This window comes from Filomicrobium insigne (genome assembly GCF_900104305.1).
GTDB classification, from domain to species: domain Bacteria; phylum Pseudomonadota; class Alphaproteobacteria; order Rhizobiales; family Hyphomicrobiaceae; genus Filomicrobium; species Filomicrobium insigne.
Map to the genome: position 1 here is coordinate 221,961 of NZ_FNJC01000001.1, position 12,701 is coordinate 234,661.

The 12,701-nt window shown below is 54.9% G+C and carries 13 protein-coding genes; 6 read left to right on the forward strand and 7 right to left on the reverse strand.

From position 1 onward, the window contains the following. Nucleotides 1–73: 73 nt before the first annotated feature. From BLS30_RS01065 to BLS30_RS01075, 3 genes are all read right to left on the reverse strand, one after another. Complete coding sequence (locus BLS30_RS01065; protein ID WP_090226003.1) at nucleotides 74–1,243, reverse strand: pyridoxal-phosphate-dependent aminotransferase family protein; 1,170 nt, start codon at nucleotides 1,241–1,243, stop codon at nucleotides 74–76. A 422-nt stretch (nucleotides 1,244–1,665) separates the two neighbouring features. Beyond that, the gene (locus BLS30_RS01070) at nucleotides 1,666–2,652 is read right to left on the reverse strand and encodes an NAD(P)H-dependent flavin oxidoreductase (RefSeq protein WP_046478156.1); all 987 of its coding nucleotides are present in this window, start codon (nucleotides 2,650–2,652) and stop codon (nucleotides 1,666–1,668) included. A 16-nt stretch (nucleotides 2,653–2,668) separates the two neighbouring features. Beyond that, entirely contained in the window at nucleotides 2,669–3,130 is a 462-nt protein-coding gene (locus BLS30_RS01075) for an RrF2 family transcriptional regulator (RefSeq protein ID WP_046478155.1), read from the reverse strand. A gap of 95 nt (nucleotides 3,131–3,225) precedes the next feature. Here BLS30_RS01075 and BLS30_RS01080 point away from each other — a divergent pair, with 95 nt between their 5' ends. Genes BLS30_RS01080 through BLS30_RS01090 form a run of 3 tightly spaced genes read left to right on the forward strand, consistent with a single transcriptional unit; the run spans nucleotide 3,226 to nucleotide 4,744 of the window. Continuing rightward, entirely contained in the window at nucleotides 3,226–3,681 is a 456-nt protein-coding gene (locus BLS30_RS01080) for a group III truncated hemoglobin (RefSeq protein ID WP_046478154.1), read from the forward strand. 8 nt (nucleotides 3,682–3,689) lie between these two features. Further along, nucleotides 3,690–4,298 (forward strand): 5-formyltetrahydrofolate cyclo-ligase, encoded by a 609-nt coding sequence (locus BLS30_RS01085; RefSeq protein ID WP_090226006.1) that lies wholly within the window; start codon nucleotides 3,690–3,692, stop codon nucleotides 4,296–4,298. Next, nucleotides 4,295–4,744, forward strand: coding sequence for a PAS domain-containing protein (locus tag BLS30_RS01090; protein ID WP_046478152.1), 450 nt, complete (start codon nucleotides 4,295–4,297; stop codon nucleotides 4,742–4,744). The genes BLS30_RS01085 and BLS30_RS01090 overlap by 4 nt, the downstream gene beginning before the upstream one ends. A 25-nt stretch (nucleotides 4,745–4,769) precedes the next feature. Here the strand turns inward: BLS30_RS01090 and BLS30_RS01095 are convergent, their stop codons facing one another. From BLS30_RS01095 to pxpB, 3 genes are all read right to left on the reverse strand, one after another. Further along, nucleotides 4,770–5,681 (reverse strand): formylglycine-generating enzyme family protein, encoded by a 912-nt coding sequence (locus BLS30_RS01095; RefSeq protein ID WP_170832384.1) that lies wholly within the window; start codon nucleotides 5,679–5,681, stop codon nucleotides 4,770–4,772. A gap of 322 nt (nucleotides 5,682–6,003) precedes the next feature. Then, the gene (locus BLS30_RS01100; protein WP_046478151.1) at nucleotides 6,004–7,026 is read right to left on the reverse strand and encodes a 5-oxoprolinase subunit C family protein; all 1,023 of its coding nucleotides are present in this window, start codon (nucleotides 7,024–7,026) and stop codon (nucleotides 6,004–6,006) included. Continuing rightward, nucleotides 7,023–7,742, reverse strand: coding sequence for a 5-oxoprolinase subunit PxpB (gene pxpB / locus BLS30_RS01105; protein ID WP_046478150.1), 720 nt, complete (start codon nucleotides 7,740–7,742; stop codon nucleotides 7,023–7,025). Before pxpB ends, BLS30_RS01100 begins: the two co-directional genes overlap by 4 nt. A 400-nt stretch (nucleotides 7,743–8,142) precedes the next feature. Between pxpB and BLS30_RS01110 the strand changes: the two genes are divergently transcribed. Beyond that, the gene (locus tag BLS30_RS01110) at nucleotides 8,143–8,829 is read left to right on the forward strand and encodes a hypothetical protein (protein WP_139165273.1); all 687 of its coding nucleotides are present in this window, start codon (nucleotides 8,143–8,145) and stop codon (nucleotides 8,827–8,829) included. A gap of 23 nt (nucleotides 8,830–8,852) precedes the next feature. Here BLS30_RS01110 and BLS30_RS01115 read toward each other — a convergent pair whose 3' ends face one another. Next, nucleotides 8,853–9,587: a sulfite exporter TauE/SafE family protein gene (locus tag BLS30_RS01115; protein WP_046478148.1), complete on the reverse strand. Its 735-nt coding sequence runs from the start codon at nucleotides 9,585–9,587 to the stop codon at nucleotides 8,853–8,855. 362 nt (nucleotides 9,588–9,949) lie between these two features. On the opposite strand from BLS30_RS01115, the gene BLS30_RS01120 reads away from it, so the two are divergent. Beyond that, entirely contained in the window at nucleotides 9,950–12,349 is a 2,400-nt protein-coding gene (locus BLS30_RS01120) for a bifunctional diguanylate cyclase/phosphodiesterase (protein WP_090226011.1), read from the forward strand. 146 nt (nucleotides 12,350–12,495) lie between these two features. After that, nucleotides 12,496–12,699, forward strand: a complete 204-nt coding sequence (locus BLS30_RS01125; RefSeq protein WP_046478147.1) for a hypothetical protein — start codon at nucleotides 12,496–12,498, stop codon at nucleotides 12,697–12,699. Nucleotides 12,700–12,701 lie beyond the last annotated feature (2 nt).

Sequence of the window (12,701 nt, forward strand, 5' to 3'; positions counted from 1 at the left end):
CCCATTAAAGATGCTTATTCGATACATCTTTTGCTAGAGGACGCACAAGAAAAAGTCTGTGCGCGTGATTGTCTCAGCCGAGATAATCCATCGCGGCGGCAACACCACCAGAACTGTGGGGAACCTTTGCGATCGCCAAAGCACGCTCGATAGCTGTCAAGCCGCCGAGCAACGTTACGTCATTGACGGACCCAAGGTGGCCAATCCGGAAGACCTTGCCCGCGAGTTTGCCGAGGCCCATCGCCAAGGCGACATCGAAGCGCTCGTAGACAAGCTTGCGGAACGCTGTCGCATCGTGCCCTTCCGGCATGCCTACTGCTGTGACGGCTGGTGAATAGCTTTCCGGATCGAGACACCAGACATCGAGACCCCATGCACACACGGCACGGCGCACGGCTTCCGCGTTCCGTTCATGACGCGCAAAGACGTTATCAAAGCCCTCTTCCTTGAGCATCGCGATGCTCTCGGCGAGGCCGTGGAGCAGGCCGGTGGCGGGGGTGAAGGGGAAATAGCCCTCCTTGTTCTGTGCAAGCATCTTCGTCCACGACCAGTAGTACCGCGGCATCTTCGCGGTTTCTGTGGCCGCGCGTGCGCGCTCGCTGATTGCGGTGAAGGCGAGCCCTGGCGGAAGCATAAGCCCCTTCTGTGATCCGCTTACGGAAACGTCCACGCCCCATTCATCATGCCGGTAGTCCATACCTGCAAGCGAGGAGACCGCATCGACCATGAGCAACGCGGGGTGCCCTACGGCATCCATCGCTTCCCGTACCTTGGCGATCGCGCCACGAACACCCGTCGAGGTTTCATTGTGAACGACAAAGACCGCCTTGATGGCGTGCTCTTTATCCTTCGCGAGATGTTCGGCAATCTTTTGCGGGTCTGGCCCCGTTCGCCAGTCTGTCGGGATTACGTCTGGGATCAGGCCGAAATCCCTCGCCATTCCGGTCCACATCGCAGCAAAGTGGCCGCCCTCGATAGTCAGAACCCGATCACCGGGAGACAGCGTGTTTACGATTGCTGCTTCCCAAGCGCCCGTTCCTGACGAGGCATAGATGATGACTGGGTCTTTCGTGCGAAAGACAGTCTGCATCTCCTTGAGAACACTCAACCCGAGTTCCTGGAATACCGGACCTCGGTGGTCGAGAACATCACGGCACATCGCTGCCAAAATGCGTTCAGGCACGGGTGTTGGGCCGGGCAGTAACTGAATGGAACGGCCGGGATGGGGCATTAAGTTCGACATTCGCCAGAATTCCGTGTTTTGCAGTCCAGGACGTTCGGACAAGGTGGGGAGGAGGTCGAGCGGCGATTAGCGCTCGGAAAGCTTGTCATTAAGGGTGCGGAAATTTTGAGGACATGCCCCGGCCTGAAAGCGACGCACGGCGGCCAAGCCGGGGCTAGAGGCCCGCGGCGGCGGAACCTTCGGCAGGAAGCTTCAAATGGAAAGCAGCTGGACAGAACATTTTGTGAGCATGGGCGAAGTGCGGTTGCACTGTCAATGGGCGTCCTTAGGGTAATTCCGCTTCTCGTTGAAACGTGGAAACACCCTAACTCTCTGTTTAGCCGTGATTCTTGTCGGAAAACCGGTTCCCACTTTTCCGGAAGCACTCTAAGGCCGCGCTGATTTGTCAGCATGGCCCGCATCGAAGGGCCGCCTGTTAAAACTTAGGCGGCCTGACCGCCGATATGCTGCACCGCCGAAGCCAATCGAGCCTCCGCGCCTGCCACTAAATCTTGGATAATCTCTCCAGCCGTGGCGACCCGATCGATCAATCCGACGACTTCACCGACGAAGGTGTTGGCGTTATCGGGATCGTCGTTGGACCAGGCCGCTCGATAGCGGTCGGCTTCCTCTTCGGCGACCGCCATCAGTTCATCTTCGCGCCCCTGCCAACGTTCGATGAACGTGTTTTTGAGAACACGTGCTGTATAGCGGCTTGGCCATTCAAGGCGACGCGCCATATCCATGAGCTGGGAGCGTACGGTGTCATCACCACCTGCGGCAAGCGCTGCCTCGTGCATACGTGGGCCGACGTCAGCCTCGGACGATGCCCAAAGCCGGGACCCGATCAAAACACCATCGGCGCCAAGCATCAACGCAGCTGCCAAGCCACGCCCGTCGGCAATCCCGCCTGCCGCGCACAACAGGGTTTCCGGCGATCTCGCCGCGATCAGGTCCGCAACCTCGGGGACAAGGGTGAAAGTTGCTCGTAGTTGGCCGTGTCCTCCCGCTTCCGAACCCTGAGCGATCACGACATCAGCCTGGCACTCTATGGCATGTTCGGCATCGCGACGCGTCTGTACTTGGGATATCAGAAGCGCGCCCGCCTTCTTGATATGCTCGGCGAATGGCGCCGGATCTCCAAAGGACAAGCAGATCGCCTTCGGCTTGTGATCCAGCACGAGATCCAACAAGTGTGGCTGCTTTTGCAACGACCACGTTATAAAACCGCAGCCGATGCTGTTGGGCCGCACACATGCGAGCTGCTTGCGCAGCCATGCCTCGTCCCCATAACCTCCACCGATAAGCCCCAATCCACCTGCGGCGCTGACTGCAGCGGCCAACCGACCGCCCGCGGCAAATGCCATCGGCGCGGAAATGATCGGAACTTCCAAAGACAGGCTACGGGTCAACCGTGTTTCAAGCGTCATGGCGCGTCGCCCCCCGTCATCGGCGTGTCGCAGGTTCCGAAGACGATGGCAGATCACTTAACAATGCGAACAAATTCGTTGGTGTTGTCACGAGATCTGCAACGGTCCAATCATCGAGCACCCGAAAATACGCTTCGAGTGCGAGCCTGAGTACGCCTCGAAGGCGGCAGACGTTCGATATGCGGCAAACATTTTCGTCGCGGAAGCACTCGACTAATGCGAAGTCATCTTCGACGGCTTTTATCACGTCTCCGATTTTAATCTTGTCCGCCGGCCTTGCTAGGCGCAGGCCGCCGCCACGCCCACGAACTGTTTCAACGAACCCTTGTCGCCCAAGTCCATGCACGACCTTCATCAGGTGGTTTTCGGAAATTCCGTAGGCCGACGCGATCTCTTGGATCGTTGCCCGATGCTCCGGCTTCGCGCCGAGGTACATCAGAACCCGCAATGAATAGTCCGACATGACCGTTAGTCGCATGGGGAGATCCGTAAATGTTGTCGTAGAGCGATTGCTTTGGCTGGCTCACGCTATAAGATGCATCTCACATATATCTTATTGTGGACGTTAAAGCCATGCAGAAATCACCGAATCCGATGGCTCCTGGCGTTGCGGTGGGTATTACCGAGACAATGATAGAGGCACTTGTGTCGCACTTCTACGCAAGAGTGCGGCGCGATGAAATGCTCGGTCCCATCTTCAACAAGGCCATCGACGACTGGCCCGAGCATTTGCGCAAGCTTAGCGCATTTTGGTCCTCGGTCACCTTGATGAGCGGAAAGTACAAAGGGCAACCGATGGTTGTCCACACGGGCATTCCTGAAATTACAGGAGCCCACTTTGCGCGTTGGCTTGAGCTCTTCAAGAGCTCAGCGGAAATGATCTGCCCGCCAGCGGCGGCTGCATTGTTCGTGGATCGCTCCGAACGCATCGCGCAATCGCTTCAACTCGGCATAGCCATGCATCGCGGTGAAAGCGTTATACCTCCACTTCGGGCACCGTTAGCGCCTGCCTCCCAACAACCTGAGTAACAGGACCGATGATGACAACAGATCCAACTCGGGCATGGCGACGCGAAACGAGGGAACGGATTCTCGCCCAGCGCAATGCACTTTCCGTGGCTGAGCGTGAGCGACTGTCCGAGCACGTTATCGCAAATCTTGACCGTGAGTTCCGCACGCTCGATTGTCGTGTTCTCGGCCTTTATTGGCCCATCAAGTGCGAGATAGATGTCCGTCACTGGGCCAACCAGCTCTCGAAAACCTCCGGGATCAAACTCGCTTTACCGGTCGTCGTCGAGAAGAAAGCACCGCTGGAATATTGGGAGTGGGCCATGGGAGATCCGATGGTGCGCGGTGTTTGGAACATACCGGTGCCTGCAATCAAGAAACAGATAACGCCAGACGTTGTCATCTCTCCGCTCGTGGGATTCAGCGGTTCCTACCGACTGGGTTATGGTGGCGGTTTCTTTGACCGCACGCTCGCCAGCTTGAAGCCGCGACCCTACGCGATCGGTATCGGCTTTGACATGTTCGCGTGTCCAGACTTTGTCGCGCAACCACACGATATAGCCATGGACACCATAATAACGGAGACGCGTAGCACGAACGATTGCGACACCCCTCAACTAGGGCGGATCTCCTCATGACCGATCAATCGCTCGACAGCTTCGACCTCGACCACTTTTCACGTGCGCTCGTCGAAAATATTCCGGATGCGGTCCTTTATGCTGGGAAAGACGGCCGCATTGTCTATTGGAACGCTGGCGCGGAGCGCATATTCGGCTTCACTGCATCTGAAGCGTTGGGACAATCTCTCGATATTATCATTCCGGAAAACCTGCGGCAACGGCATTGGGATGGTTATGAAAAAACGGTGGCTACCGGGCATACCCGCTACGGGTCGGGTGATCTACTCTCGGTTCCCGCCTTACGGAAGGATGGTTCGCGTATTTCCGTTGAATTTTCGATGTTGCCGTACTTCGATGACCAAGGAAGAATGATCGGCATCGCTGCAATCCTGCGCGACGCTACGAAGCAATTCGAAACAGTTAAAGCTCTGAGGCGGGAGCTCGCCGCGCGATCAAAGACATGAAATAACTTGCCACCTTCAAGCAATCCTAGTCGTTCTCTGTGGAAATCGTCCGGGCCACACGGAAGCCTACGGTGTTCAACTGATCGCCCGGGTGGTAGCAGTCCCGAGCGGCTGACCGCAAATACATGGGCCGAAGGTTCCAAGCGCCGCCGCGCACGACGCGCAACAAACATTTGTCCTTTGTGCGCGCGGATCCATCACTCGGGAGAGATTCGTAGCTATCCTCCCAGCAGTCTTCGACCCATTCTGCGACATTTCCATGCATGTCATAGATGCCGAAATCGTTCGGGGGAAACTCGCCGACTTCAGCAGTCTGGTGATTATCCCATTTACTACCACAACCGTTGCAGTTCGCCTTAGCGCGATCAACCTTCTCACCCCACGAAAAGTTCGTCTGACTTTTCGCGCGCGCCGCATATTCCCACTCCGCTTCTGTCAGCAAGCGGTACTTGTAACCCGTCTTTTCCGATAACCAAGCAGTATAGGTTTTCGCGTGATGCCAGGAGACCTCGATTACAGGGTGTTTTCCCTTACCCCAGCCGTTATCGCCGCCGGTTGCCTCTGGCGCGGCGCCATTACAGGCACCTTCAGCCACGCACTCTCCCCACTGGGCCCATGTCACTTCAAAGACGCCCACGGCAAACGGCTTTGCGATAGTTACAACTTTGCGAGGGCCTTCGTTGGCGAAGAACTCACCTAGTTCGCTGTTCAAGGCTTCTCGTTTTTTTGCGGGAGAGCCCATCGCAAAACTACCCTGAGGAACCACGACCATTTCAGGACAGGCATCCGGACAATCACGGAAGGTCACCTGTCCGATCGATGCGACAGCATCAGCCATCGAAACACCTGGGTTCGTCGTCAATATTCCGAGTTTGGTTCCAGAGCGTTCGGCAAATAAGGACACAGGGAATAGGACGAGCGAGCAAGCAACGGCCACGCCCTTCTTCCACCGGACGGGCCCTTCACGTTTCGCACGTCGGTTCTGACATAGTGTAGAGATCATAGCAGTCTTTGAGCGGACATATCGCACATGTCTCCTGTCGCTCTTAAGCGACTCAGCATTCAGGTTCTTACACTAGTTCAAATTGACCGCCAGCAACAGACAGCCTGTTGAAACACGGGCCCCAAACGCAATCTAAGAAAATGAAAATACCGGGGTATGTCTCAATTTTGAGTGTCCCCTGTAACGCCAAGGACTCACATGTCTCAGCACGACATTGTCTGTAAGATAAAGGAGGCTGTTCCGTCCCGTCGTGCGATTATTGCTCGGCAGCGTCAGCTAAGGCATCAACAGCATCACCAGCCAGATTCAGCCTCAACAGGAGTTTTGAATCGCTGATTGTTGCGTTTTGCGTACGAACCCGGCTTGGCAGCGCCTGCATTTCGCGACTGAACTCCCGCGCGACACGTTGTGCCTCGTCAACCGAAACCTTTTCAAAAGTGACGCCCCCGCCGATAGGAATTTGCGCGAAGCGGCCAAGATCCGCAGTGATGATCGTTGCGATTTTAGGGTAGCCGCCGGTGGTGCCTCGGTCCGCGAGCATGACCAACGGCTGACCGGCGCCTGATACCTGGATGTGCCCCATAACAATGCCATCAGAGACGATGTTATAACCCTTGGCATGTGCCAAAGCTTCGCCGTCCAAACGATAGCTCATGCGGTTTGACGTTGGAGAGACGGTCCATCTGCATCGTAGGAAACTTTCTATGGTCTCCTTGTAAAAGTAGTCGTCTTGCGGCCCAAGGACGACGCGAATCGGCGCGTGGGGCGGAGCCTCGAGCGCAATGTACTGCTCAGCGTGCGCTAGGCTCGCAGCGTGCAACGGAATGAAGTCCCCTTCACGTAACGGGCGAGGATATGGGCTTCCAAAAGACGCGCGCACCTCTACCGAGAGGCTCCCGAGTTGTGCAGGCGCATCGATCCCGCCCTCTGAGGCGAGGTAAGAAAACATACCTAAGCGCGTCGCCCCAAGGCTGACTTTGGTCCCCTCCTGAACCAAAAGTGTCGTGTTGAGTTTTGCCTCATCACCATCGATGAGAATCTTGCGGTCAGCTCCGGCAAGCGCGAGCCGAACGGGGCCTCCCACAACCGACAGAGTTGCTGGAAAGGGACCAATCTCGACTGCCGCGGATGCTGCCTTCTGGCGCAGCAAGGCATTCGCTACCGCCAACGAAAAAAGATCCATTGCTCCAGCTGGAGACAGACCGTACCGCTGCGCTCCGAACCTTCCAGCATCCTGCACGGACATGTAGCCGGGATCGATTACACGAAGACCGATCATGCGACTTCGTACTCTACGAACTGCTCACACCGGCCAGCGTATGTGTCCCATTCCTCGGCGCTAATGGCGAAGAATTGCACATGATCACCCGGCTCCAAGAGGCACATGGGCTCACGGTCACGTGCATAAACCCGAAGCGGAGTTCGGCCAATCCAGTGCCAGCCGCTCGGACCAGGGACAGATTGCACAGCGGCCTGTATGCCGCCAATCGAAACCGTGCCAGGGGGGGCGTTCTGACGTGGCTCTCGCCGTCGCGGCATTGCGATTAGAGGATCGAGACCACCCAGGTATGCGAAGCCCGGCATGAAACCGAGCATGAACACTCGATATGTCCCGGCACAATGAAAGGCGACCACTTCGTCTACAGAAAGTCCGACGTTATTGGCGATGAATTCGAGATCGATGCCATATTCTGCACCGTAGACCACTGGTATACGCCATCTACGTGTGGGTCGGTTCGACCGACGCCTCTCACCAGCGAGTGCGAGGGCGCGCGCCTTCAACTCATCGAACCCAATGACTATAGGATCGTAATGAACGAGCAGCGACCTATAGGTCGGTACTGTCTCCGTCACACCGGGAAGTCGGACCTCGGATAGCGCTACGTCCAATGCTAATACACGTGCATTCACCTCATCGTCGATGATGTCGCCGAATTCTACGGTGATTGCGGCATCGCCGCATGGCAGGACACGGGGATATTTGGGCACGCTCATCGATGGCCTTTAGCCGCACCAAGACCTTTATGCTTCAGTCATGAACCGATGTGTACATAAGTTCCTGCGGCAGCGACCGTAGTCGCTTGGCCCACGGTGTCAAGCAAGCCTGAGTTTTTCTTTATCCTATTGCTCAGCACACGTGCGGTGATTAGGATCATTGACCGACGACGCTCACTTAAGGGCGAGAAAACTCGACAATAGCTCGCATCTTACTCCATCAACATCACATAAGTGAGTGATCCAATCCCTCAATCGATAATTTAGACAAATAGCGCCTCCCAGCGCGCTCTTGCAATACACACCTCTATGGTCTTGCAATTGGGGTAACCATTGTTTACGCGTGCCAATCGATTGGGAAACACTTCTGAGCACCCTATCAAACGTAATGAGTACAATCGTGAATGCCGAAAAAATTTTAAAGACTTTCAACACGTGGTCATTCAAACGGGAACAACCGTCGAATACCGATCTTATGTTGAACTTCATCGCTCTTGCGGTGGAAAAACGTCGGCCAATACCTTTCGTTCTATATTGGGGCAAAGGTTTACGGAATCACATAACGGACTCGGAGCGAGAGTGCCTCGATTTCCTCGATCGTATGAGTCAAAGAATTTCTGCGGTTTATGCGCCAGGAGGGCGGATCCACCTGCTATTTACGGACACGCACGCTACACTGAATGGCCATGATCCGGACGCGATCGATGCATATTTTCTCGAAGTCGAAGACGCAGCCTTATCGTCATTCCAAACCTTTACAACCAGCAGACTGAGCGACGCTGTCGCAAAATTCGGACTTGAGCCGCCGATAGAAACGCCACCCGTTTCTGATGATCTTCTTATGAAACTCGAAAGAAGTGCTAGAAAGTGGTATAAGGGTGAGGCCTCCGTCCGGGAAGGCGCGGAAGAATACTATTGGCAGAATATGATCGAGCGACAAGCCGTCGAACAGGAATTTGGATCTTCTATTTTTGTTACGTTTAACGGCAGTGATGTAAGGGATCTTTTCCCTTCAAATCTACCCATTTTCTATATGTATTCAGTCCGCAAAGGGACGAGCACCAAGCCGTGGTTCATGAATTGTTAACTACCTCAGATGCCGAAATGAGTTCAACCTCGCAAAATAAACATAATCCCTATTGCGAGCAAAACCAGAAGCATCAACCTTCGGAAGAAAAGCACGGGCAGAAGATTGCGCGCGCGGTTACCCAGCGAAACTCCGACTAAAGCGGGAATTACGGCAAACAGCGAAAGAGCCAAAGTTGGAATGTCCATAAGGCCGGACAGCATAAGACCGGCTCCGAGAAAGATGGACGTAATCGTGACGGCGAGATTAATCGCCTGTATCAATCGATTTGGCTCCAGATGCAGTGCCATCATGTAAGGAAGCAGCGGCATGACCTGGGACCCCGTCAAGCCTGTGAGCAGGCCTGTGAAGAAACCAACAGGCGCGTTGAGAATGCGATCCCAAGGTTCTCTCAGCGAGAGGTTGGGTTGAGCGAGAGAGATGACCGCATACGCGACGATAACTGAGCCGAGCACCGCGATCGCAAGACGCTGATCTATGGACGATAGGAAGGCGATCCCAACAACTATACCGATTGGTGTTGCGAGGTAGAGCGGCCAGAAGCGCGCGGCAATCTCGCGAAAGTGACCTGCGTTGAGCGCGACGAACACGTTGCTCAAAATGGCCGGCATCACGATCAAAACAATCGCTGTCTGCAGACCCACCACCGGGACAAGAAACGGCAAGGCGCAAGACGAATAGCCGATCCCCGTTGTGCCTTTTACGACCCCTGCAAAGAACAACCCGAACGCGGCTACGGCCAACAAGACCGGATCCATTCCGCTTCATTCCCCCCAACGCAACCCACGTCATACGAGTTGAGACGTGATGGCGGACCTCTGCATAAAAACCGACCTCATTACAAGAGGGAGTATTTATTTCGGAGCGAGAGAGGCATTGTATTGTAGATGCTCACTTGTTCTAGTGAAGCTATACAGCGCCCCACTCGAACTTATCATCAAATCATACAAAACCCCGAATAATCGAATATATCCTGGCCGTTCGCCATGGCGTTCAACCAGACTGACGCGTTTGTAAATTCAATATTAACTATAATTCCGATAGCAACACAGTATTCACTACTTTCAAATCCTTGAGACCTACTTTTGTGAGTTGGAAGTAATTTGAACGTGGCAGTCTTATGTCTGAACAGCAAAATCCCACGGGGAGAAAGCCGGAGGAGCCGATCAATATTGGCCCTGCCGACGATCGCAGCGCGGTGAGTGCTGATCTGTCACGCCCAGACCCCTCGACATCAGGCGGAGTGGCTCGCTCGCGGAGCAAATCAAATCTCGCGAGCAATTTCGTTAAGGCAGCTTGGCGCGGGCCAACCTTTCTCGGTCTTGCAATGGTGGCTGTGATTTGGGGCGGCCTCGTCATGCGCGACTACGAGGCGTCCTCAAGCGCCTACGCAGAAACGCGAAGGATCCAGGACAACATCATCCGACTGTTCGAGGAGAACGTCCTACGCTCGATCAAGGAAGTCGACAAATCTGTGCTGTATATGCGCCGCGTGATCGAGAACAACTACAGTTCGGTCGACTTGCACAATCTTGTAGCCAGTAAAGACATCCTGAGCGACCTCATCGTGCAGGTCGCAATCATGGATGAAAACGGCATCATGCATGCTTCAAGCGCAGGGCCACAGCCAGCACCGAAGCAGGATCTGAGCGATCGCGCGCATTATCGCGCGCACGTCAATAACCTGAATGACGAGCTTTATATCAGCGCACCAGTCGTTGGACGCGTTAGTAAAAAATGGTCTGTTCAGATCACCCGGAAGTTTCTGAAGCCGGACGGCTCCTTTGGGGGCGTTGTTGTGGCCTCGCTCAACCCCGAGCACTTCACGGAATTCTATCGGTCTATCAAATTCGGAAACACGACCTTCATCTCGATCGTGGGCATGGATGGGATTGTACGTGCGAGCGGCGGGCCGGTATCAGACCTTTACGAACTCGGAGAAAACCTCTCGCATTCCGAGCTCCTTCGGAATCTGCATCAACGCAGCGCGGGAGATTTCATCGATCGCGAGGCCGGCAGGCTCGTGACCTTCCGCAAAGTTCGTGGATATCCCCTCGCTGTCACAATGAGCATCGAAGAGAATGAAATCTATGCCGACATTCGGAACGGTCGTGTGGGCAACTTCCTGCTCGGCCTCATCCTAACGCTGGGCATTGGCGCCGCTGTCGCACGAAACGTGCGTAATCAGCTCGAGGTGTCGCGGCTGGCCGTTCAAGACACTCTGACAACGCTTCCCAATCGTCGTGTTTTCAGAGACGAACTCGAACGCCTTACGTCACTGTTTGGCAGATCCGACAACGGCACCGACCATTCATTCGCAATCTTTACCCTTGACGTGGATCACTTCAAGACGGTCAACGACACGTTGGGGCACCCGGTAGGTGACGCGCTTCTCATTGAAGTTGGCCACCGTATTCGCTCCGTCGTAAACGAGGCTGATCTCGTTTGCCGACTTGGCGGTGACGAATTTGCTATTCTCGTACCTTCAGTCAAAGACCGCTCCTCCGCAGAAGCGTTGGCGCAGACCTTAATCAAGGTTATCACGCAGCCCTTCGAGGTTGAGGGCCATACGATCGTTGTCACTGCTAGTGTGGGCATCGCGATTGGCTCTGAGAGCGGACTAGATCCTGACGAATTAATGATCGCATCCGACCTTGCGCTGTATGCCGCAAAGACGGGTGGTCGCCGGACATATCGCTTCTTCCACAAAGAGATGGCGGATGAGATTGAGGTGCGGCGTCGGCTCGAGTTGGAGCTTCGCAGTGTGCTGGAGCAAGACCAGCTTGAACTCCATTATCAACCGATCGTCGATCTCCGTCAGAACAAGATCTGCGGCTTCGAAGCGCTGATGCGGTGGCGCCATCCTAAGAAGGGGCTAATTCCACCGGATCAGTTCATCAGCGTTGCCGAAGAAACGGGACTAATCGTTCCGATGGGTGCCTGGGCATTGCGCGAGGCATGCAAGCAAGCGGCGCAGTGGCCAAACGATATCAAGATTGCCGTCAATCTTTCCGCTGAGCAGTTCAAAGATCCTAATCTCTTTGAGACGGTCCTTGATGCTGTTTTCGAGGCTGGCATCAGCCCGGGACGACTGGAACTCGAGATCACCGAGTCTCTGCTTTTGGATGACAGTACCGATACTTTGGCAATCCTGCACAAGCTCCGCAAAGCAGGCATTCGGACAGCAATGGATGATTTCGGAACGGGATACTCGTCGTTGGCTTACTTGATGAGTTTTCCCTTCGACAAGATCAAGATCGACCGTTCCTTTGTCTCTGAACTCAACAAGCGTCCAGAACACAACGTCATTGTCCGCGCGATCATCAAGATCGGTCGAGTGTTCAATATGACGGTGACGGGCGAGGGAGTCGAAACCGCGCAGCAGTTCAAATACTTGCGCACGCTCGGCTGTCTGGAAGCTCAGGGTTATCACATCAGCCGTCCGTTGCCAGCAGGCGAACTCGAACCGCTCTTCGCCAAATGGAACAGCAAGACATCGAGCACTTCGAGCGTCGCCTGAGAGGTCTACCTCAAGCCACGCTTCATTCAGCCCGAACGGCGCATTTTGAAAAATTAATAGTTTGGTAACCCGCAGGCGGGAAGGTTGCCTAGCGCACTTAAGCCGTCAGGCATCTGGCGGGACAATTCACGGAGTTACTCGTACCCATGTTTAGCAAAGCCTCCTTCGCGAACGAAACGGCCACAATCGATCGGCAGGGTGTGCTTGCTGCCGTCTTGGTCGCCATCGCCGTCGCTGGACTCATGTTGCTTTGGCCTATCGACCGCGAAGCAAGGCTTTCACAGCAAATTGGTTCTGAACTCTCACGTCAGGATGCTCAACGCGTCCAGACACTCATGCGCGCATTCTAATC

What these genes read in the sequence shown, in the direction of transcription:
- BLS30_RS01065 (WP_090226003.1), bottom strand. Translation starts at nt 1,243, where the DNA reads ATGTCGAACTTAATGCCCCATCCCGGCCGTTCCATTCAGTTACTGCCC.
- BLS30_RS01070 (WP_046478156.1), bottom strand. Translation starts at nt 2,652, where the DNA reads ATGACGCTTGAAACACGGTTGACCCGTAGCCTGTCTTTGGAAGTTCCG.
- BLS30_RS01075 (WP_046478155.1), bottom strand. Translation starts at nt 3,130, where the DNA reads ATGCGACTAACGGTCATGTCGGACTATTCATTGCGGGTTCTGATGTAC.
- BLS30_RS01080 (WP_046478154.1), top strand. Translation starts at nt 3,226, where the DNA reads ATGCAGAAATCACCGAATCCGATGGCTCCTGGCGTTGCGGTGGGTATT.
- BLS30_RS01085 (WP_090226006.1), top strand. Translation starts at nt 3,690, where the DNA reads ATGATGACAACAGATCCAACTCGGGCATGGCGACGCGAAACGAGGGAA.
- BLS30_RS01090 (WP_046478152.1), top strand. Translation starts at nt 4,295, where the DNA reads ATGACCGATCAATCGCTCGACAGCTTCGACCTCGACCACTTTTCACGT.
- BLS30_RS01100 (WP_046478151.1), bottom strand. Translation starts at nt 7,026, where the DNA reads ATGATCGGTCTTCGTGTAATCGATCCCGGCTACATGTCCGTGCAGGAT.
- pxpB (WP_046478150.1), bottom strand. Translation starts at nt 7,742, where the DNA reads ATGAGCGTGCCCAAATATCCCCGTGTCCTGCCATGCGGCGATGCCGCA.
- BLS30_RS01115 (WP_046478148.1), bottom strand. Translation starts at nt 9,587, where the DNA reads ATGGATCCGGTCTTGTTGGCCGTAGCCGCGTTCGGGTTGTTCTTTGCA.
- BLS30_RS01120 (WP_090226011.1), top strand. Translation starts at nt 9,950, where the DNA reads ATGTCTGAACAGCAAAATCCCACGGGGAGAAAGCCGGAGGAGCCGATC.
- BLS30_RS01125 (WP_046478147.1), top strand. Translation starts at nt 12,496, where the DNA reads ATGTTTAGCAAAGCCTCCTTCGCGAACGAAACGGCCACAATCGATCGG.